Source organism: Pseudonocardia halophobica (assembly GCF_027922425.1).
GTDB classification, from domain to species: Bacteria; Actinomycetota; Actinomycetes; order Mycobacteriales; family Pseudonocardiaceae; genus Pseudonocardia; species Pseudonocardia halophobica.
In genome coordinates, this window is record NZ_BSFQ01000022.1 from 56,879 (window position 1) to 76,832 (window position 19,954).

Genomic DNA, 19,954 nt, shown 5'->3' on the forward strand with positions numbered 1-19,954 from the left:
CCGCATGAGGTACAAGGGCTTCGGCGGGCAGCTGAAGACGGGCCCCGCGATCCCCAGCCCCAACATCTGGCACTGGCCGGACGTGTACGAGCGCGAGAACCGTGCGCAGGACGCCGACGGCGTGCTCTGGGCGGCCCTGCGCGCCGCGGCGCCGTGGGCGGGGCTCGACGTCGTCGACGTCGGCTGCGGCGACGGTTTCCACCTGCCGCACTTCGCGGAGGAGGCCCGCTCGGTCGTCGGCGTCGAACCGCACCCGCCCCTGGTCGAGCGCGCCCGGCGGCGCGGGTACGAGGTGCTGCGCGGGGGAGCGGAGGCGCTCCCGCTGCCCGACGCGTGCGCCGACGTCGTGCACGCCCGCACCGCCTACTTCTTCGGCGAGGGCTGCGAGCCGGGGCTCGCCGAGGCGGACCGGGTGCTCCGGCCGGGCGGCGTGCTCGCGATCGTCGACCTCGACTTCACCGTGCCGCCCTACGGCGACTGGCTGCGCGCCGACCTGCCTCGCTACGACCCCGCCGCCGTCGAGCGGTTCTTCGCGCGGCAGGGCTTCACGCAGGAGCGCGTGACCTCGACCTGGCGCTTTCCGGACCGGGAGACACTCGAGGCCGTGCTGCGGATCGAGTTCGCCCCCGCGACGGCCACGCACGCGATCGGGGAGACGACCGGCCTCAGCATCCCCGTCGGCTACCGTCTGCACACCCGCCGCAGGCCGGCCGGGATCATCACGGCCCGCTGACTCGGGCCGGCTCAGGCCAGCGTGATCTGGTCCCCGGACGTCGTGACGTTCTGCGGCGTCAGGCCCCGGGTGGCCGGGCCCTTCTGCACCTGGCCGTCGAGGCCGAAGGTGCTGCCGTGGCACGGGCAGACCAGCGCGGCGCCCTTCACCTCGGTCACGGCGCAGCCCTGGTGCGGGCAGGTCGACGAGAAGCCCTCGTAGGTGCCCGCCGTCGGCTGCGTGACGATCACCTTCTGGTCCGCGAACACGGCGGCGCTGCCCACCGGCACGCTCGACGCCGGGCCCAGCACCCCTCCGGCGGCCGCCGAGGGCGCGGCACCTCCCGTCGTCGCACCGCTCCCGCCGCCGCTCGAGCCTCCGGACCCGCCGGAGCCGCCCGATCCGCCGGAGCAGCCGGCGGCCAGGAGCCCGATTCCGACGGCGGCGGCGCCGGCCCCGGCGACGGCGGCGCGTCGCGAGACGGCGGGAGTGGTCGGTGCGGCGTCGGGGTTGTCGGGCATCGGAGCTCCTCGAGAGGCTCGGCCGGCTTCGTGGTGGTGTGCGACACCCTGGCACGTCCCGGCTGAGACCGCGCTGTGCGACCGCGCTGTGCGACCGCGCTGTGCGACTGCGCCGGACGACCGCGAGGGGCGCCCTGGCCGCCACGGCCGGGTGACGGTCTCGCTACCGTGGCGGCATGAGCCGAACCGTGCGCACCGCCTCCGGCATCCCCCTGCCGCAGCTGGAGATCCTGCTGGGCGGCGCGGGCTGGGTCGCGGGGTCGCTCGGCTTCGGCGCGGGCGGCGGGACGCTGGTGATGGCCGCGGGCCTGCTGGTCACGGGCTGGCTGTTCATCACGGTGCGGCGCCGCCAGGGCCTCGGCGCGCGCCTCGACCGGGGCCTGCGGGCGCGGGTGCTGCGGCTCGTCGTCGTGGTCGGGGTGGTGCTGGTCGTGGTGGGCGTCGGGCTGCCGCTGATCGGGCAGGGCTGGGGCGAGCTGACGGTGCCCGTCGGGGCCGTCGTGGTCGGGGCCGGGCTGTGCGCGCTGTCGTCGCTGCTCGGGGAGCGGTCGTTCGTCGCCGTCGGGGGTCTGCTGGTCGTGCTCGGCGCCGTCGGGGCGCTGCTCGCGCTGAACACCGGCGGCGCCGCGATGCCGCTCGGCGTGGTCGGCATCGGTGGCGCCGTGGCGCTGTGGGTCGCCGGGGTGCGGCGCCTCGGGCTGGTCGCGGAGCTGCGCGAGCGCGTCGGGCGCTGACCCGGCCACGGGGCGTCGCCGGTCACGGGCGGCCCGGCCCCGCGGGAGCGGATGGCACACTGGAAGGGCCATGTCGACTTCCCTGCCCCTGGTCTTCGACGCGCCGAAGCGCGCGACCCCGCCCCGTCACCTCGCCGACCTCGATCCCGCCGAGCGCAAGGCGGCGGTGACGGAGCTCGGCCTGCCCGGCTTCCGGGCCGACCAGCTGGCGCGGCACTACTTCGGCAGGCTGACCGCCGACCTCGGCGAGATGAGCGACCTGCCGGCCGCCGCCCGCGCGCAGCTCGGGGCGCTGCTGCCGCCGCTGGTCCGGACGGTCAAGGAGCAGGTCTGCGACGACGGGCAGACCCGCAAGACCCTCTGGAAAGGCCACGACGGCACGCTCGCCGAGTCCGTCCTCATGGGCTACCCGGACCGCGCCACGGTCTGCATCTCCAGCCAGGCCGGCTGCGGCATGGCCTGCCCGTTCTGCGCCACGGGCCAGGGCGGGCTGCAGCGCAACCTGTCCACGGCCGAGATCGTCGACCAGGTGCGGCAGGCCGCGCGCAAGGCGCAGGAGGGCGCGCTGGGCGAGCCCCGGCGGCTGTCGAACATCGTGTTCATGGGCATGGGTGAGCCGCTCGCGAACTACAAGCGGGTCGTCGCCGCGCTGCGCCGGATCACCGAGCCCGCCCCGAGCGGCCTCGGCATCTCCCCGCGCGGGGTCACCGTGTCGACCGTCGGGCTGGTCCCGGCCATCGACAAGCTCGCGCAGGAGGGGCTGCCGGTCACCCTGGCGATCTCCCTCCACACCCCGGACGACGAGCTGCGCGACACCCTCGTGCCCGTCAACAACCGCTGGAAGGTCGCCGAGGTCCTCGACGCCGGGCGGCGCTACGCGCAGACGACCGGGCGTCGGATCAGCATCGAGTACGCCCTGATCCGGGACGTGAACGACCAGCCCTGGCGCGCCGACCTGCTCGGCAAGCTACTGCGCCAGCGGATCGGCACCAAGCGCGTGCACGTGAACCTCATCCCGCTCAACCCGACGCCGGGCAGCGAGTGGGACGCGAGCCCCAAGCCCGTCGAGCGGGAGTTCGTGCGCCGGGTGCAGGCCGCCGGCGTCTCCTGCACGGTCCGCGACACCCGCGGCCAGGAGATCGACGCCGCCTGCGGCCAGCTCGCCGCCACCGCCCGCACCTGACCCCGACCGCAGCGAACGGCGCTCTCGCTCACCAGGTGTGAGCGAAGGCGCCGCTCGCTCGTCGGGTTCGTGCAGTCAGGCCTCGTGAGTGGCGATAGCTGCCATAGCGACTATCGCCACTCACAGGGGTCAGACGCGCTCGCCGGTGGACGGGTCGAAGAGGTGCAGGTCCTCGCTGGTGGGTGTGAGGGCGATCTGGTCGCCCCGCCGCGCCCCCGACCGCCCGCTGGTCCGGACGACGACGGGGGTCTGCTCGCCGTCGTCGAGGTGGGCGTAGAGGAAGGCGTCGCTCCCCAGCTCCTCGACGACGTCGACCTGCGCCTTCACCCCGGACCCGTTCCCGTCGGCACCGACCGTCCACTGCTCCGGCCGGATCCCGAGCTGCACGGTCGACAGCCCGGCGTCGGAGATCCGGGACCGCAGGGACCGCGGGAGCGCCAGCTCCGACGACCCCATCCGCACGCCCTGCTCGCTCACCGGCAGCGTGAACAGGTTCATCGCGGGCGAGCCGATGAACCCGGCCACGAACGCGTTGGCCGGCTGGTCGTAGAGCTCCGCGGGCGTGGCGAACTGCTGCAGCTCGCCGTCCTTGAGCAGCGCCACCCGGTCGCCCATCGTCATGGCCTCGACCTGGTCGTGGGTGACGTAGACGGTGGTGACGCCGAGCCGGCGCTGCATCGCGGCGATCTCGGTGCGGGTGGACACGCGCATCTTCGCGTCGAGGTTGGACAGCGGCTCGTCCATGAGGAAGACCTGCGGCTCCCGGACGATCGCGCGCCCCATCGCGACGCGCTGCCGCTGGCCGCCGGACAGGGCCCGCGGTTTGCGGTCGAGGTACTCCGACAGCCCGAGGATCTCCGCGGCGGCGCGCACCTTCGAGGCCCGCTCCTCCTTGGGCACCCCGCGCATCTTCAGCGGGAACGCCATGTTCTCGCCGACGGTCTTGTTCGGGTACAGCGCGTAGTTCTGGAACACCATGGCGATGTCCCGGTCCCGCGACGGCACCCCGACCATGTTGCGGCCGCCGATGCGGATCTGGCCGCCGTCGATCTCCTCGAGGCCGGCCAGCATGCGCAGGGCGGTGGACTTGCCGGAACCGGACGGGCCGACCAGGACGACGAACTCGCCGTCCTCGATCTCCAGGTCCAGCCGGTTGACGGCGGGCTTGGCCCCGGCGGTGTAGATCCGGGACGCCTGGTCGAACTCGACTTCAGCCACGACGGGCCTCCTTCACTGGACTGGCCCCGGTCACTTCACGGCTCCGAAGGAGAGGCCCTGGACGAGCTTGTTCTGGGCGATCCACCCGGCGATGACGACGGGCAGCGCGGCCAGGGTGGCCGCGGCGCACAGCTTGGCGAAGTACAGCCCCTCGGAGGTGATGAACCCGACGAGGAACACCGGCACGGTCGCGGCCCGCGCCGCGGTGAGGTTGACGGCGAAGAAGAACTCGTTCCACGCGAAGATCACGCAGATCAGCGCGGTGGCCGCCATGCCGGGGGAGATGACCGGGAGCACGACCTCGCGCAGCGACCGCGCGAGCGAGGCCCCGTCCATGCTCGCCGCCTCCAGCAGCTCCTTCGGGACCTCCTGGAAGAACGACCGCATCATCCACACGGCGATCGGCAGGTTCATGGCCGTGTAGAGGATGATCAGCGTCCAGATGTTGTCGAGCATCCCGACGTTGTTGACGACGACGTAGATCGGCACGATCGCCGCCACGACCGGGAGCATCTTCGTGGAGATGAAGAAGAACAGGACGTCCTGGACCTTCTTCACCGGGCGCAACGACACCGCGAACGCCGCGGGCGTGGCCAGCGCCAGCACCAGGATCGTCGAGACGACCGTGGCGAACAGCGAGTTGAGCAGGTACGGGCCGATGCCGGCGTCGAACACCGTGCGGAACTGCTCCAGCGTCGGCGTGAAGAACAGCTTCGGCGGCGACGTGTAGGCGTCGGCCTCCTGCTTGAAGGCCGTGAGGACCATCCAGAGGATCGGGAAGAAGAACCCGATGCCGACGATCCAGGCCAGCACGGTCAGCAGGCTCGAGCCGACCTTGCCCTTCTTCGCAGGGGCGAGCTCCTCCGTGCGCGCGGCGGGCGCACGTTCGGCGGTGGGGGCGGCCATCACGTCTCCTCTCCTCCGGAGAAGCTGCGGAAGATCAACCGCAGGGCGAACGTGGCGACGATGATCGTGGCGACCACGACGACCACGCCCATCGCGGCGGACTGTCCGATGTCGAAGCCCAGGAACGCGCGCTGGTAGATGTAGAAGGGCAGGTTCGCGCTGGCGGTGCCCGGGCCGCCCTGGGTCATCATGTAGATGGCGTCGAAGGTGTTGATCAGGTAGATCGCGCCGAGCACGATGCCCAGCTCGATGAACCGGCGCAGGTGCGGGATCGTCACCTCGCGGAAGACGCCCCAGGTGTTGGCGCCGTCGACCCGGGCCGCCTCCAGTACGTCGTGCGGCTGGCTCTGCAGGCCCGCGAGGATCAGCAGCATCATGAACGGCGTCCACTGCCAGACCAGGGCGATCATCACCGAGGTCAGCGGGAACGTCGAGATCCAGTCCGTGTCGCCCGCGCCGAAGGGCGAGAGCACGAAGTTGATCAGGCCGTAGGTCGGGTCGAACAGGACCGTCTTCCACAGCAGCGCGGCCGCGACCGGCGTGATGAGGAACGGCGTGATCAGCAGCGTGCGGATGAACCCCCGGCCGAAGAAGGCCCGGTCCAGGAGCAGGGCGAACAGCAGCCCCAGGAGCAGCGAGAACAGCACGGCGCCCGCGGTGAGCAGCACCGTGTTGAGGGCGACCTGGCGGAACTGGCTGTCCGTGAACACCAGGATGTAGTTGTCCACGCCCACGAACTGCCGGCTGCCCGGGCGCACCAGGTTCCAGGACTGCAGCGAGTAGTAGATCGTGAACAGGAACGGCAGCTGCGTGACGATGATCGTGAAGACCAGCGCCGGCAGCAGCGGGGCGCGGCGGATCCACCCGTCGGCCCGCGATCCCGGTCCGCGGTCCGGCCGGCGGGGCGTGAGCTCCGCGGGCCGCTCGGCGGTGACGGTCATTGTCCGGCCCCCTGTCGCTGGTAGGACTCGCCGACGGTCTCGGCGTAGACCTGGGCCTGGTCGAGCGCCTCGTCGGTCGTCTGCTGGCCGGCGATGGCCGCCGACAGCTGCTGGCTGACCCGCGTGCCGAGGTCCTGGAACTCGGGGATGGCGAGGAACTGCACGCCGGTGTAGGGCACCGGCTCGACGGTCGGGTTCTTCTGGTCGGCCGCCGCGATGGCGTCGAGCGTCTGCTGCGCGTAGGCCTTCGACGCCTCGACGTACTCGGGGATCTGGTAGGTCGACTGCCGGGCGCCGGGCGGTACGTGCTCCCACCCGAGCTGCTGGCCGACCATCGGCCCGTACTCCTTGCTCGTCATCCAGGACAGGAACTTCCAGGTGTCCTCGGTGCTGCCCTTCTCGTCCGAGGTCTTCGGGATGGCGAGCGACCAGGTGTAGAGCCAGCCCGAGTCGGGCTTCTCGACGATCGGCGCCGGCGCGTAGCCGACCTTGCCGGCGACCCGGCTCTCGTCCGGGTTCTCGACGATGCCTGCGGCGACCGTGGCGTCGTACCACATGGCCGCGTTGCCCTGGCTGAACTGCGTGCCGCACTCGCTGAACCCGCTGGTCGCGGCGCCGGGCTCGCCGTACTGGCGGACCAGGTCGACGTAGAAGTTCGCGGCCTGCCGGAACTGCGGCGAGGTGAGCTGGGCGTTCCACTGCGGGTCGTACCAGCGGGCGCCGAAGGTGTTGGCGACGGTGTCGAACGGCGCCATGACCTCGCCCCAGCCGGGCTTGCCGCGCAGGCAGATCCCCGACATGCCCGTGTCCGGGTTGTCGAGCTTCTGGGCCGCAGCGGCGATCTCCTGCCACGTCGGCTGCGCCGGCATCGTGATCCCGGCCTGCTCGAAGAGGTCCTTGCGGTACATCAGGAAGGACGACTCGCCGTAGAACGGGACGGAGTACATGTGCCCGTCGGGGCCGGAGAGGGCCTCGCGGACGGCGGGGATGAAGTCGTTCTCGTCGTAGCCCGGGCTGCGGGCCATCAGCGGGTCGAGGTCGACGAGCCAGCCGTTGGCGGCCCACTGCGGCGTCTCGTAGTTCGAGATCATGACCGCGTCGAACTCGCCGCCGCCGGTGGCGACCGACGCCGTGATCTTGGCGCGGGCCTCGTTCTCGGACAGGCTCACGAACTTCAGCCGGATGCCGGGGTTCTCGGCCTCGAACTGCGGCGAGAGCTGGATGGCGTCCTGCATCTGCGGGTTGGACACGATCGCGATCGTGATCGTGCGCTGGCCGTCGCCCCCGCCGCCGAGGTCACCGGCGCCCGCGCAGCCGGAGAGGGCGAGCGCGAGTGCGGCGAGCAGGGCGAGGGGCCCCGACCGGGCGAGCCGGAGCCGGCCCGGGGTGCGACGGGGCGGTCGGTCGGATCTCCTGTGCGGTGGGGCCACGATGCCCTCCTGATCGGTCGCCGTCGTCCGCCCCGCCGCGGCGGGCGCCCGTGGGGCCGTCCCGGTGCACCGCGGCGGAACCGACTGTCTTCGCGGGTTCCCCGTCGTGCAGACCCCGCACCGGACGTGTTCCATGTCACGACGGAAGCACGGTAAGGGGAAGTTAAGCGCTTGCGCAACCGCTTACGTCGTATGGTTCCCTGCATCCGGTGACACGGCTCACGCCGAAGGGGCCGTCTGTGCCCGGGGCCGGTGGAGCGGGAGGTGCGCGTGGCGACCATGGCCGACGTGGCGCGGCTGGCCGGGGTGTCGATCGCGACGGTGTCCCACGTCCTCAACGGGACCCGCGCCGTCCGCCCCGCGACGCGGGCCCTGGTGCTCGACGCCGTCCGCGCCGCCGACTACACCCCCAACTCCGTGGCGCAGTCGCTCGCCACCGCCCGCACCACCACGATCGGGCTCGCGCTCTCGGCGATCTCCAACCCGTTCCTCGGCGAGCTGATCCACGCGATCGAGGCCGAGGCCGCCCGGCAGGGCTACACGCTGCTGCTCGTCGACCCGCACGAGGACCCCGACTACGAGGACACGGTGATCCGACGGCTGCACGCCCGCCGGGTCGACGGCGTGCTGTTCGCGCCCTCCGCCCGGCCGGGGGAGGCGCTGAAGTACCTGGGCGCCCGCGGCGTGCCGACCGTGCTCGTCGACCGGCTGATCGACGACCGGATGGACCAGGTCGGCAGCGAGAACGTCGAGGCGGTCGCGGGGCTCGTCGCCCACCTCGCCGGGCGCGGGCACCGCCGCGTCGCGCTGGTGGCGGGCCACCCCGGGCTGCAGACGACGGTCGAACGGATCGAGGGCTACCGGCTCGGGCTGCGCCGCGCGGGCCTCGACCGGGACCCCCGGCTGCTGGTCGACGGGCACTCGGCCGAAGAGCCCGCCCGGGTCGCCGTGCACGCCCTGCTCGCCACGGCCCACCCGCCCACGGCGGTGATCACCGGTAACAACTCCATGACGATCGGGGCGATGCAGGCGTTCCGGGAGGCGGGGGTCGACGTGCCGCGGGACGTCGCGCTGGCCTGCTTCGACGACTTCCCCTGGGCGGACCTCTTCGCCCCGCGGCTCACCGTCGTCGCGCAGCCCTTCGCGGAGATGGGGCGGGAGGCGGTGCGACTGCTGCTGCGCCGCATGGCCGACCCCACCGCCGAGCCCGTGACCACCCGTCTCACCCCCCGGTTCGTGCACCGCGACTCGTGCGGCTGCCCGTGAGCGGCAACTGCCCCTAGAGGGGCAGTCGCCACGCACGACCTCGGGTGAGCTGCGAGAACGCGTCCACCGGCAGGGGAGTCCGCTCGCCTCCGTCGTCGCCGCACGCCACACTGGACGGCGTGGACCTGCCCGTGATGCCGCCCGTCGCGCCGATGCTGGCCAAGCCCGTCAAGGACATCCCGCCCGGTCAGCTGTACGAGCCGAAGTGGGACGGCTTCCGGTCGATCGTCTTCCGCGACGGCGACGAGATCGAGATCGGCAGCCGCAACGAGCGGCCGATGACCCGGTACTTCCCCGAGGTCGTCGAGGCGGTGCGGGCGAACTTCCCGGAGCGCGCGGTGATCGACGGCGAGATCGTCGTGGCCGACACCGGCCGCAACACCCTCGACTTCGAGGCCCTCCAGCAGCGTGTGCACCCCGCGGCGAGCCGGGTGAAGCTGCTGTCCGAGCAGACCCCGGCCAGCTTCATCGCGTTCGACCTGCTCGCGATCGGCGACGAGGACCTCACCGAGGAGCCCTTCGAGGTGCGGCGCGCCCGGCTGGAGGAGGCGCTCGCGAAGGCACAGCCGCCGGTCCACCTCACCCCGCTGACCCGCGACACCGACGAGGCGCGCCGCTGGTTCGAGCAGTTCGAGGGCGCGGGGCTCGACGGGCTGATCGCCAAGAAGCCCGACCAGACCTACCAGCCCGACAAGCGGGTGATGGCCAAGATCAAGCACGAGCGCACCTGCGACTGCGTGGTCGCCGGCTACCGGGTGCACAAGTCCGGGCCCGACGCGATCGGCTCGCTCCTGCTCGGGCTGTTCGACGACCGGGGCGTGCTCGCGTCCGTCGGCGTGGTCGGGGCCTTCCCGATGGCGACCCGGCGATCGCTGTTCACCGAGCTCCAGCCGCTGGTCACGGAGTTCGAGGGGCACCCCTGGAACTGGGCGGCGCACCTGGACGGGGAGCGGACCCCGCGCAAGAACGAGACCAGTCGGTGGAACGCGGGCAAGGACCTGTCGTTCACCCCGCTGCGCCCCGAGCGGGTCGTCGAGGTCCGCTACGACTACATGGAGGGCGCGCGCTTCCGGCACACCGCCCAGTTCGTCCGCTGGCGGCCCGACCGCGAGCCGGGGTCGTGCACCTACGAGCAGCTCGAGCGGCCCGTCTCCTTCGACCTCGCCGAGGTGCTGGCGAGCGGCTGATCCGGCGCGCCCCGGCGTCGCCGCTGGTCAGCCGGGCGGGGAGAGGGCATCCTTGATCCCGTGGACACCGCCCACGACCGGCCCGGACACGTGCACGGGCCCGGCTGCGACCACTCGGCCGACAAGCCGATCGGCTGGTGGCTCAAACACGTCGACCGGTTGATCGAGTCGTCGCTCGACCGGACCCTCGCCGGGGAGGGGATCGGCCGCCGCCACTGGCAGACCCTCAACGCGATCGCCGGCGGCGCCGACACCCTCGCCGCGCTCGACTCGTCCCTGGCGCCCTTCCGCGGCACCGGACCCGAGATCCGCATGGTCCTCGACCAGCTGCGAGCCAAGGGCTGGGTGCAGGAGGCGGCCGGACGCGTCACGATCACCCCCGCGGGCGCCGCCGCCCGCGGCCGGTTGGTCGCCGCGGTCCGCGACCACCGCGCGCGGATCACCGACGGCATCAGCGACGACGAGTACCGCGCCACCGTCGCGGTCCTACGGCGGATGGCCCGCAACCTCTCCTGAACCGGCCGGACCCGCCCGAACGGGCCCTTCCGTCCGGGTCCGGGTGCGCGCCCTCCCGCCTGCGGCGATGATGAGCCCATGGCGATGCCGACCGCGGCCGAACTGGAGGCCGCACGGGAGCGCCTGCTCCCGGACGTCCTGCCGGGACCGGACGACCCGGCCCTGCGGGTGCTCTTCTGCGGCATCAACCCGGGGCTCGTCTCGGCGGCCACGGGCCACCACTTCGCCCGCCCCGGCAACCGCTTCTGGCCGGTGCTGCACGACTCCGGGTTCACGCCGCGGCTGCTGCGCCCGGACGAGCAGGGCGAGCTGCCGGGCTGGGGCCTCGGTATCACCAACATGGCCGCCCGGCCCACCGCCCGGGCGGACGAGCTGTCGGACGCCGAGCTGCTCGAGGGCGGCGAGGTGCTGCGCGCGCTGGTGGAGCGGCTGCGCCCGAGCTGGCTCGCCGTGGTCGGGATGGGGGCCTACCGCACGGCCTTCGCCGATCGTGGCGCGCTGGTCGGGGCGCAGGAGCCCGCGCTCGGCGCCACGCGGATCTGGGTGCTGCCCAACCCCAGCGGTCTGAACGCCCACTGGTCGCGCGCCACGCTCACCGAGGAGTTCGCGCGGCTGCGGGCCGCAGCCTTCTGACACCGCAGGTCACCGGGGGTCGTGCGTGGCGAGTGCCCCTCTAGGGGCAGTCGCCGCTCACAGGTCGTCGAGGTCCGGAACGTCCGTCCCCGAGTCGCGGGCGTCCCGGTCCGCCCACTCCAGCAGCGGCTCGATGCGGAAGGCGTCGTCGTCGATGCCGGCGTGCAGGTCGCCGAGCTCGGCGAACCGGGCCGGGACGGTGGCGATGGTGAAGTCGCCGGGCTCGGCCGAGTCGATCTCGTCCCACCGGATCGGCGTGGACACCCGGCCCTCCGGGGTGCCGCGCACCGAGTAGGCCGAGGCGATGGTGTGGTCGCGCGCGTTCTGGTTGTAGTCGACGAAGATCGACTTCGGGTCGCGGTCCTTGCGCCACCAGCTCAGGTCGACGATCGAGCAGCGCCGCTCCACCTCGCGGGCGAACGCGTGCGCGGCCCGGCGCACCTCGGCGAACCCGTGCTCCGGCGGGATCCGCACGTAGACGTGCATCCCCTTGCCGCCCGACGTCTTGGGGTAGCCCGTGGCGCCCAGCTCGTCGAGCACCTCACGGGCGACGTGTGCGACCCGCCGGACGTCCGCGTACGACGCGTCGGGCATCGGGTCGAGGTCGATGCGCCACTCGTCCGGCGACTCGGTGTCGGCGGCGCGGGAGTTCCAGGGGTGGAACTCGACCGTGGACATCTGTACGGCCCAGACGACGTCCGCGGGATGCGTCACGCACAGCTCGTCCGCGTGCCGGTTGTAGCGGGGGAAGTGCACGCGCACGGTGCGGACCCAGTCCGGCGCGCCCCGCGGCAGACGCTTCTGGTGCACCTTCTCGCCGTCCGTGCCGGTGGGGAAGCGGTGCAGCATGCAGGGCCGCTCGCGGAGGGCACGGACGATGCCGTCGCCGACGGCGAGGTAGTAGCGGGCGAGGTCCAGCTTGGTCTCACCCCGGGCGGCGAAGTACACGCGCTCGGGACTGGAGAGCCGGACCGTGCGGTCCCCGACCTCCAGCTCGACCGCGTCCCCCGCCACAGGCCGGCCCGGTGGCTCAGCGCCGCCAGTCGTTGCGCTTGCGGATCGTCCCGAGGATCACGGCCAGGAGGATCACCACGGCGGGCACGACGGCGTAGAGGATCTCCGTCCAGCTCGCGTGGTGGCCGATCAGGATCAGGCACAGCAGGATCGCGACGACGACACCGGCCGTCGGGATGGCCTTCGGGAAGGTGCCGTGCCAGCCCCACTCGGCCGAGGGCTCGTCCGCGGGGTCGACCTTCGCCAGCTCGCGGGAGCTGCTCGCCATGAGTTCCTCCTGTGTCCGCGTGGGCACGTGTCGTGCGGGCCTCATCGTCGCACAACACCGCGCCGGGGATGATGGGCGGTGATGAACGCGAACCCACCGCGGTCGGTGCTGGTCCTGGGCTCGACCGGCTCGATCGGGACCCAGGCCCTGGAGGTCGTCGAGAAGGCGGCCGGCCGGTTCACCGTGGCCGGCCTCGCTGCGGGCGGCGGCGACGTCGGGCTGCTCGCGTCGCAGGTCAAGGCCACCGGGGCGGGCCGGGTCGCCGTCGCCGACCCGGCGGCCGCGGCCCGGCTGCGCGAGGAGTTGGGTCGGGCGGGAGACGGCGCGGTCGAGGTGCTCGACGGGCCGGGCGCGGCCGCCGAGCTGGTGGAGTCCACCCCGGTCGACGTCGTGCTCAACGGCATCACCGGATCGCGTGGCCTCGGCCCCACCCTCGCCGCCCTGCGCTCGGGGGCGGTGCTCGCGCTGGCCAACAAGGAGTCGCTGGTCGCCGGCGGACCGCTGGTGCTCGACGCCGCGGCCCCGGGGCAGCTCGTGCCCGTCGACTCCGAGCACTCCGCGCTGGCGCAGTGCCTGCGCGGGGGCAGCCGGGAGGAGGTCGCCCGGCTGGTGCTCACGGCGTCGGGCGGGCCGTTCCGCGGGCGGCCGCGCCGCGATCTCGAGCACGTGTCGGTCGAGGACGCCCTCAAGCACCCGACGTGGGACATGGGCCCGGTCGTCACGATCAACTCGGCCACCCTCGTCAACAAGGGTCTGGAGCTGATCGAGGCGCACCTGCTCTTCGACGTGCCCTACGACCGGATCGACGTGGTGGTGCACCCGCAGTCGATCGTGCACTCCATGGTCACGTTCGCCGACGGCGCCACGATCGCCCAGGCCAGCCCGCCGGACATGCGGCTGCCGATCGCGCTCGCGCTCGGCTGGCCGGACCGGGTGCCCGGCGCGGCCCCGCAGTGCACCTGGGACACCGCGCAGAGCTGGACCTTCGAGCCGCTCGACCACGAGGCCTTCCCGGGCGTGCGGCTGGCCCGCGCGGCGGGGGAGGCCGGCGGGTGCCTGCCCGCGGTGTTCAACGCGGCCAACGAGGAGCTGGTCGCGGCCTTCGTGGCCGGCCGGATCGGCTACCCGGACATCACCGACGAGCTGGAGCGCGTGCTGCAGGCCGCGGACGCCTGGACGGGTGACCCCGCTACCGTGGCGGACGTCCTGGAAGCGGAGCAGTGGGCGCGGGCCCACGCACAGGAGAGAGTGCTGTGACCATCCTCTGGACGATCGTCGGGATCGTCGTCTTCTTCCTGGGCATCCTGTTCTCGGTCGCCTGGCACGAGCTCGGCCACTTCGCCACGGCGAAGTGGTTCGGGATCAAGGTGCCCGAGTTCTTCGTGGGGTTCGGCAGGACCGTCTGGTCGCGCAAGGTCGGGGAGACCGAGTTCGGCGTGAAGGCCGTCCCGCTCGGCGGCTACGTCCGGATGATCGGCATGCTCCCGCCCGCCAAGGGCGAGGTGTACGGGCGCAGCCGGCGGACCGGCCCGTTCCAGGGCCTGATCGACGACGCCCGGCAGGCCTCGATGGCCGACGTCGGGCCGGAGGACGCGGACCGGCAGTTCTACACCCGCCGCCCGTGGAAGCGGATCATCGTGATGGCCGCCGGGCCGATCATGAACCTGGTCCTCGCGGTCGTGCTGTTCGCGATCGTGCTGATGGGCTTCGGGCAGATGACCTCCACGCTCACCGTGAGCACGGTCAGCCAGTGCGTCCTGCCCGCCACGGCCACGCAGACCGACACGTGCCCGCCGAACGCGCCGCTCACCCCCGCCGCGGCCGCCGGCTTCCAGGCCGGCGACCGGATCGTGTCGTTCGACGGGCAGCCGTTCGAGCGGTGGGAGGACCTGCAGGCCGCGATCCGGAAGGCGAGCGGCACCGTCACCGTCGTCGTCGACCGGGGCGGGCAGCAGGTCACGCTGACGCCGACGCTCATCACCACCGAGCTGCCGGACCTCGACGACCCGGAGAAGACCGAGCAGGCCAGCTTCCTCGGCCTCTCGCCGTTGCGCGAGATCCAGCGCCAGGGGATCGACGCCGTCGGCACCACGATGGTCGACATCGTGGGCCAGGTGGGGCAGAAGCTCGTCGAGATGCCGCAGCGCGTGCCGAACCTGTTCGGCGCGGTCTTCCTCGGCGAGGAGCGCGACCAGGACTCGCCGGTCGGGATCGTGGGCGCCTCCCGGATCGGGGGTCAGATCCTCGCCAGCGACGCCCCGCCGGGCCAGGAGATCTCCGCGTTCCTGTCGCTGCTGGCGCTGGTCAACATCTCGCTGTTCCTGTTCAACCTGCTGCCGATCCCGCCGCTCGACGGCGGCCAGATCTTCCCGGCCATCTGGGAGGCGATCCGGCGGCGGCTGGCGATGCTGCGCGGCAAGCCCGACCCCGGGCCGGTCGACGCGGCCAAGCTCATGCCGGTGGCCATGACCGTCGCGCTGATCTTCATCGGCTGGAGCGCGCTGGTCTTCGTCGCGGACGTCATCAACCCGGTCCGGCTGAGCTGAGACCGCGATCACCGGCGATACTGGACCGGTGATCGTGCTGTGACCCGCAACGGAGCCCGCCCCCTGGCCGTCTTCGACATCGACGGCGTCCTGGCCGACGTCACGCACCGCCTGCACCACCTGCGTGCCCGGCCGCAGCGCTGGGAGCGGTTCTTCGCGGCGGCGGACGTCGACCCGTTGCTCGAGGAGGGCGCGGACCGGCTGCGGGCCGCCCAGTCCGACCACGACGTCGTCTACCTCACCGGGCGGCCCGAGCGGAACCGGCGGCTCACCGAGCGCTGGCTCGGTGGGCACGGCCTGCCCACCGGCCCGCTCTTCATGCGGGAGGACGACGACTACCGGCCGGCCCGGCTGATGAAGCGCGAGGTCCTGCGCCTGCTCTCCGACCGCCGCGAGATCGCCTCCGTGGTCGACGACGACCCCGCCGTCGTCCGCGTGCTGGAGGCGGACGGCTGGCCGGTCGAGCTGGCGACCTGGCTGCCGCACTCGTCGACCCTGCAGGACGCCCAGGAGACCAAGGGCCGCACCTGATCCTGCGCACCCGCGACAGGGGTGAACGGCAGGTGACGGATCCGGGTCACACGATCCGGGCGGCGTAAGAGGCGCATACTGGGGGTCGTGAGCGTCTCCCTGGGCATGCCCTCGACCCCCGCTCCCACCCTGGCGCCGCGCCGTCCGACGCGGCAGCTGATGGTCGGGACGGTCGGGGTCGGCAGCGAGCACCCCATCTCGGTGCAGTCGATGACCACCACCCTGACCTCCGACGTCAACTCCACCCTGCAGCAGATCGCCGAGCTGACCGCCGCGGGCTGCGACATCGTGCGCGTCGCCTGCCCGAGCCAGGACGACGCCGACGCGCTGCCGGCGATCGCCCGCAAGGCGCAGATCCCGGTGATCGCGGACATCCACTTCCAGCCGAAGTACGTCTTCGCCGCGATCGAGGCCGGCTGCGCGGCCGTGCGCGTGAACCCGGGCAACATCCGCAAGTTCGACGACCAGGTCAAGGAGATCGCCAAGGCCGCCAAGGACCACGGCACCCCGATCCGGATCGGCGTCAACGCGGGCTCGCTGGACAAGCGGCTGCTGCAGAAGTACGGCAAGGCCACCCCGGAGGCGCTGGCCGAGTCGGCGATGTGGGAGGCGAGCCTGTTCGCCGAGCACGACTTCCACGACATCAAGATCTCGGTCAAGCACAACGACCCGGTCGTCATGGTCCGGGCCTACGAGCTGCTGGCCGAGCAGTGCGACTACCCGCTGCACCTCGGCGTCACCGAGGCCGGGCCGGAGTTCCAGGGCACGATCAAGTCCGCCGTCGCGTTCGGCGCACTGCTCTCGCGGGGCATCGGCGACACCATCCGCGTGTCGCTGTCGGCCCCGCCGGTGCAGGAGGTCAAGGTCGGCCGGCAGATCCTCGAGTCGCTGAACCTCAAGCCGCGCCGCCTGGAGATCGTCTCCTGCCCCTCGTGCGGGCGCGCCCAGGTGGACGTCTACAAGCTGGCCGACGAGGTCACCGCCGGGCTCACCGGCATGGAGGTGCCGTTGCGCGTCGCCGTCATGGGCTGCGTGGTCAACGGCCCGGGCGAGGCCCGCGAGGCCGACCTCGGCGTGGCGTCGGGCAACGGCAAGGGCCAGATCTTCGTCAAGGGCGAGGTCATCAAGACCGTGCCCGAGCACGCCATCGTCGAGACCCTGATCGAGGAGGCGATGAAGATCGCCGAGACGATGGAGGAGGGCGCCGGCGAGCCGTCGGTGACCGTGGGGTGAGCGCCGGATGAACGTCCTGCGGGGCGGGGGTGACCGTGCCGGTGATCGGACCGGTGATCCTGGCGTAGGCAGCACGCCCCGCGTGTGGCACCGTAGAGGGGTGCTGAGGGTCGCCGGGGCTCGGTTGCTCGATGATCGGGACCGCGGAGGCGTCCGCGCTGCCCTGGAGGCCGACCCGGTGGCGTCGTGCATGGTCGCGGCGCGGGTCGAGGCCGCCGGGCTCGACCCCTGGCGGCTCGGCGGCGAGATCTGGGCCTCGGGCTCCCGGCTCGAGGGCCTCTGCTTCTCCGGTGCCAACCTCGTCCCGCTGCGCGGGCAGCGCGGGGCCATCCGCGCCTTCGCCGACCGCGCCCGCCGGCACGGCCGCTCCTGCTCGTCGCTCGTCGGCCGCGCCGAGCTCGTCCTGCCGCTGTGGGAGGAGCTCGCCCCGAGCTGGGCGCCGGCCCGCGAGGTGCGCGCCGACCAGCCGCTGATGGTCCTGGCCGGCCCGCCGCGGATCGCGCCGGACCCGCTGGTCCGCCCGGTCCGGCCGGAGGAGATCGACCGGTACCTGCCGGCCGCGATCGCGATGTTCACCGAGGAGGTCGGCGTGGACCCCCGCGCCGGCGACGGTGGTGCGGGCTACCGCGCGCGGGTCTCGGAGCTGATCTCCGCCGGCCGGGCGTTCGCCCGCTTCGACGAGAACGGCGAGGTCGTGTTCAAGGCCGAGATCGGCGCGATGTCCGCGCGGGTCGGGCAGATCCAGGGTGTGTGGGTGCACCCGGCGCGCCGCGGCGAGGGCCTCGGCACGGTCGGCACCGCGGCCGTGGTCGAGCGGCTCACCGCGCTCGGCCGGATCTCCAGCCTCTACGTCAACGGCTTCAACACGCCCGCCCGCCGCACCTACGACCGGATCGGGTTCACACAGGTCGCGAGCTTCGCCACGGTCCTCTTCTAGGCGGGCCCCCGCGGCACGCGTCCCGGGCCGTCGGCATACTCGGGTCGTGCCCCGACCCGCCCGGATCCCGGCCCTCCTGCTCGCGCTGGTCACGGTGCTCGCGACGGCCGGGTGCGGCCTGTTCGGCGACAGCGGCCCGCAGGACACCGTCGACGCGTACGTGCAGGCCTGGACCGGGGGCGACGACGCCGGGGCCGCCGCGCAGACGGACGACGCCGCGGCCGCCCGCGAGCTCCTCGGCTCGGTCCGCACCGCGCTGAGACCGGCCGCGATCAGCGCGGAGGTCGCGCAGGTCCGCACGGCGGGTCAGCGGTCGTCGGCCTCGGTCAACGTGACCTGGGACCTCGGGCAGGACCGGCGCTGGAGCTACCTCGCGCAGTTGGACCTGCAGCCGGCTCCGGACGCGGAGACCGGCTGGCGGATCCACTGGGTGCCTGGCGCGGTGCACCCGGACCTGCAGACGGGGCAGGCCCTCGCGCTGCGCACGACCAGCCCGGATCCGGCCCCGGTGACCGACCGCAACGGGACGCCCCTGCTCGCGCCGACGACCGTCGTCACGATCCTGCTGGACCGCAAGGCGACCGGCGACCTCAACGCCGTGACCGGGGCGCTCGCGCGGGCCCTCGGCCCGATCGACCGCGAGATCACCCAGCAGTCGATCACCGACGGCGCGGCGCGCACGCCCGACGGGCAGGCCTACACCGTCGCGGTGCTGCGCGAGACCGACTACCAGACCGTCCGCGGGGAGATCTACGACCTGCCGGGGGTGCGGTTCACCTCGTCGTCGCGGCTGCTGGCGCCCGACGCCGACTTCGCCTCCCAGGTGCTGCCGGGCGTGCGGACCGAGGTCGCGGCGCAGGTCAACGGGAAGGACGGCTGGTCCGTCGACGCCGTCGACGGCACCGGGGCCACGCAGAAGACGCTGACCGAGCAGCCCGTCACCCCCGGCACGACCGCCCAGGTCAGCCTGGACCGCACCATCCAGGCCGCCGCCGAGGACGCCGCGGACTCACTGCCGCAGCAGGTCGCGATCGTGGCGGTCCAGCCGTCGACCGGCGACGTCCTCGCCGCGGCGCAGAACGCCGCCGCCGACCAGGCCGGGGCGATCTCGTTCACCGGCCGGTACCCGCCGGGCTCCACGTTCAAGATCGTGACCGCCAACGCGGCGCTGCAGAACCTCGGCGTCACGTCGACGACGCCGGAGCCCTGCCCCGGCACGACGTCCATCGGCGGCCGGGTGGTGCCGAACGAGGACGAGTTCGTGCTGGGCACGGTCCCGCTGCAGCAGGCCTTCGCCCGCTCCTGCAACACGACCTTCGCCACCCTCGCCTCCCAGCTGGCCCCCGACGCGTTGCCCACCGCCGGGCTGCAGCTCGGGTTCGGGGCGGACTACACGGTGCCCGGGCTCACCACCGTGACCGGCAACGTCCCGCCGGCCGACGACCTCGTCCAGCGCGCCGAGGACGGCTTCGGCCAGGGGCTGGTCGTCGCCACGCCCTTCGGCATGGCCCTGGTGGCGGCAACGGTTGCGCACGGCGCCCCGGTCGTCCCGCAGCTCATCCGCGACCGGCCCACCGCCACGGTCACCGCCGCGACGCAGCCGGACGCGGCGGCGCTCGAGCAGCTGCGCCCGATGATGCGGCAGGTGGTCACGGCGGGCACCGCCACCGGCCTGCGCGGGTCCGGCGAGGTGTACGGCAAGACCGGCACCGCCGAGTACAGCCAGAATGGGACGAACCGGGCGCACGGGTGGTTCGTGGGCTACCGCGGCGACCTCGCCTTCGCCGTGCTCGTGGTCGACGGCGGCTCCTCAGGCCCGGCGGTCGGGATCGCCCAGCGCTTCCTAGCGGGTCTGCAGGGGTCGTGATCGGCGGTTGCGTGCTGCTGTGGCGGTGCGCGGCGCCCTGGCTGCACGAGATTGACGATCATGATGGCGCTCGTCGTCGGGCGTGAGCGCGGGGGTCGTGACGTGGCGCTACGGCTGTGGCGCTGGGGATTGTGGTCGGCGGTCCGGTGTGGCCGTGGCGCTGCGGGGCGCCGTGATGGCACGCGTTCAACGATCTTGGTGGCGTTGATCGGCGGTTCCGTGCGGCTGTGGCGGCGCGGGGCGCCCTGGTTGCACGCGTCCGGCGATCATGGCGGCGCTGGTCGTCGGGCGTGGGTGAGTGGGGCGGGACG

At 73.0% G+C, this 19,954-nt stretch carries 20 protein-coding genes; 13 read left to right on the forward strand and 7 right to left on the reverse strand.

What is annotated here, in order from left to right; genetic code table 11:
- Window positions 1–4: 4 nt before the first annotated feature.
- The gene (locus PKE99_RS23205) at window positions 5–733 is read left to right on the forward strand and encodes a class I SAM-dependent methyltransferase (protein ID WP_051737566.1); all 729 of its coding nucleotides are present in this window, start codon (window positions 5–7) and stop codon (window positions 731–733) included.
- A gap of 11 nt (window positions 734–744) precedes the next feature.
- Here the strand turns inward: PKE99_RS23205 and PKE99_RS23210 are convergent, their stop codons facing one another.
- On the reverse strand, window positions 745–1,233 hold the full coding sequence (locus tag PKE99_RS23210; RefSeq protein ID WP_037046994.1) for a Rieske (2Fe-2S) protein: 489 nt from the start codon (window positions 1,231–1,233) through the stop codon (window positions 745–747).
- A gap of 176 nt (window positions 1,234–1,409) precedes the next feature.
- Here PKE99_RS23210 and PKE99_RS23215 point away from each other — a divergent pair, with 176 nt between their 5' ends.
- Both PKE99_RS23215 and rlmN read left to right on the forward strand, forming a co-directional pair.
- Entirely contained in the window at window positions 1,410–1,967 is a 558-nt protein-coding gene (locus tag PKE99_RS23215; RefSeq protein WP_037046996.1) for a hypothetical protein, read from the forward strand.
- A 70-nt stretch (window positions 1,968–2,037) separates the two neighbouring features.
- Window positions 2,038–3,150 carry a dual-specificity RNA methyltransferase RlmN gene (gene rlmN, locus PKE99_RS23220; protein ID WP_037046998.1) on the forward strand — a complete coding sequence of 371 codons (1,113 nt, stop codon included), beginning with the start codon at window positions 2,038–2,040 and terminating at the stop codon, window positions 3,148–3,150.
- A gap of 129 nt (window positions 3,151–3,279) precedes the next feature.
- On the opposite strand, the gene PKE99_RS23225 is transcribed toward rlmN, so the two are convergent.
- The 4 genes from PKE99_RS23225 to PKE99_RS23240 are packed head-to-tail and all read right to left on the reverse strand — an operon-like array spanning window position 3,280 to window position 7,561.
- Entirely contained in the window at window positions 3,280–4,368 is a 1,089-nt protein-coding gene (locus tag PKE99_RS23225) for an ABC transporter ATP-binding protein (RefSeq protein ID WP_037047000.1), read from the reverse strand.
- 30 nt (window positions 4,369–4,398) lie between these two features.
- A complete protein-coding gene (locus PKE99_RS23230; protein ID WP_037047002.1) occupies window positions 4,399–5,274 on the reverse strand; it encodes a carbohydrate ABC transporter permease in 876 nt (291 codons plus the stop codon).
- Window positions 5,274–6,215 carry a carbohydrate ABC transporter permease gene (locus PKE99_RS23235; protein ID WP_037047004.1) on the reverse strand — a complete coding sequence of 314 codons (942 nt, stop codon included), beginning with the start codon at window positions 6,213–6,215 and terminating at the stop codon, window positions 5,274–5,276. The genes PKE99_RS23230 and PKE99_RS23235 overlap by 1 nt, the downstream gene beginning before the upstream one ends.
- Window positions 6,212–7,561 (reverse strand): ABC transporter substrate-binding protein, encoded by a 1,350-nt coding sequence (locus PKE99_RS23240; RefSeq protein ID WP_037047166.1) that lies wholly within the window; start codon window positions 7,559–7,561, stop codon window positions 6,212–6,214. The genes PKE99_RS23235 and PKE99_RS23240 overlap by 4 nt, the downstream gene beginning before the upstream one ends.
- A gap of 348 nt (window positions 7,562–7,909) precedes the next feature.
- Between PKE99_RS23240 and PKE99_RS23245 the strand changes: the two genes are divergently transcribed.
- The 4 genes from PKE99_RS23245 (at window position 7,910) to mug (ending at window position 11,247) form a co-directional block, all read left to right on the forward strand.
- Window positions 7,910–8,911, forward strand: a complete 1,002-nt coding sequence (locus PKE99_RS23245; protein ID WP_306470751.1) for a LacI family DNA-binding transcriptional regulator — start codon at window positions 7,910–7,912, stop codon at window positions 8,909–8,911.
- Between the two features lie 119 nt (window positions 8,912–9,030).
- Window positions 9,031–10,098, forward strand: a complete 1,068-nt coding sequence (locus PKE99_RS23250; protein ID WP_037047006.1) for an ATP-dependent DNA ligase — start codon at window positions 9,031–9,033, stop codon at window positions 10,096–10,098.
- Between the two features lie 60 nt (window positions 10,099–10,158).
- Window positions 10,159–10,614: a MarR family winged helix-turn-helix transcriptional regulator gene (locus PKE99_RS23255; protein ID WP_231498244.1), complete on the forward strand. Its 456-nt coding sequence runs from the start codon at window positions 10,159–10,161 to the stop codon at window positions 10,612–10,614.
- Between the two features lie 78 nt (window positions 10,615–10,692).
- The gene (mug, locus tag PKE99_RS23260; protein ID WP_037047007.1) at window positions 10,693–11,247 is read left to right on the forward strand and encodes a G/U mismatch-specific DNA glycosylase; all 555 of its coding nucleotides are present in this window, start codon (window positions 10,693–10,695) and stop codon (window positions 11,245–11,247) included.
- 57 nt (window positions 11,248–11,304) lie between these two features.
- On the opposite strand, the gene ligD is transcribed toward mug, so the two are convergent.
- Window positions 11,305–12,261 (reverse strand): non-homologous end-joining DNA ligase, encoded by a 957-nt coding sequence (ligD, locus tag PKE99_RS23265; protein WP_037047009.1) that lies wholly within the window; start codon window positions 12,259–12,261, stop codon window positions 11,305–11,307.
- Between the two features lie 16 nt (window positions 12,262–12,277).
- Window positions 12,278–12,529, reverse strand: a complete 252-nt coding sequence (locus PKE99_RS23270) for a DUF2631 domain-containing protein (protein WP_037047011.1) — start codon at window positions 12,527–12,529, stop codon at window positions 12,278–12,280.
- An 81-nt stretch (window positions 12,530–12,610) separates the two neighbouring features.
- Here PKE99_RS23270 and dxr point away from each other — a divergent pair, with 81 nt between their 5' ends.
- From dxr to PKE99_RS23300, 6 genes are all read left to right on the forward strand, one after another.
- Window positions 12,611–13,786 carry a 1-deoxy-D-xylulose-5-phosphate reductoisomerase gene (gene dxr, locus PKE99_RS23275; RefSeq protein WP_037047012.1) on the forward strand — a complete coding sequence of 392 codons (1,176 nt, stop codon included), beginning with the start codon at window positions 12,611–12,613 and terminating at the stop codon, window positions 13,784–13,786.
- A complete protein-coding gene (locus tag PKE99_RS23280) occupies window positions 13,783–15,075 on the forward strand; it encodes a M50 family metallopeptidase (RefSeq protein ID WP_037047013.1) in 1,293 nt (430 codons plus the stop codon). The genes dxr and PKE99_RS23280 overlap by 4 nt, the downstream gene beginning before the upstream one ends.
- A gap of 39 nt (window positions 15,076–15,114) precedes the next feature.
- Window positions 15,115–15,606 (forward strand): phosphatase domain-containing protein, encoded by a 492-nt coding sequence (locus PKE99_RS23285; RefSeq protein ID WP_037047014.1) that lies wholly within the window; start codon window positions 15,115–15,117, stop codon window positions 15,604–15,606.
- An 87-nt stretch (window positions 15,607–15,693) separates the two neighbouring features.
- A complete protein-coding gene (ispG, locus tag PKE99_RS23290) occupies window positions 15,694–16,839 on the forward strand; it encodes a flavodoxin-dependent (E)-4-hydroxy-3-methylbut-2-enyl-diphosphate synthase (RefSeq protein WP_037047015.1) in 1,146 nt (381 codons plus the stop codon).
- Between the two features lie 100 nt (window positions 16,840–16,939).
- The gene (locus PKE99_RS23295; RefSeq protein ID WP_037047016.1) at window positions 16,940–17,776 is read left to right on the forward strand and encodes a GNAT family N-acetyltransferase; all 837 of its coding nucleotides are present in this window, start codon (window positions 16,940–16,942) and stop codon (window positions 17,774–17,776) included.
- Between the two features lie 46 nt (window positions 17,777–17,822).
- A complete protein-coding gene (locus PKE99_RS23300; RefSeq protein ID WP_037047017.1) occupies window positions 17,823–19,643 on the forward strand; it encodes a penicillin-binding transpeptidase domain-containing protein in 1,821 nt (606 codons plus the stop codon).
- The last annotated feature ends 311 nt before the right edge of the window (window positions 19,644–19,954 follow it).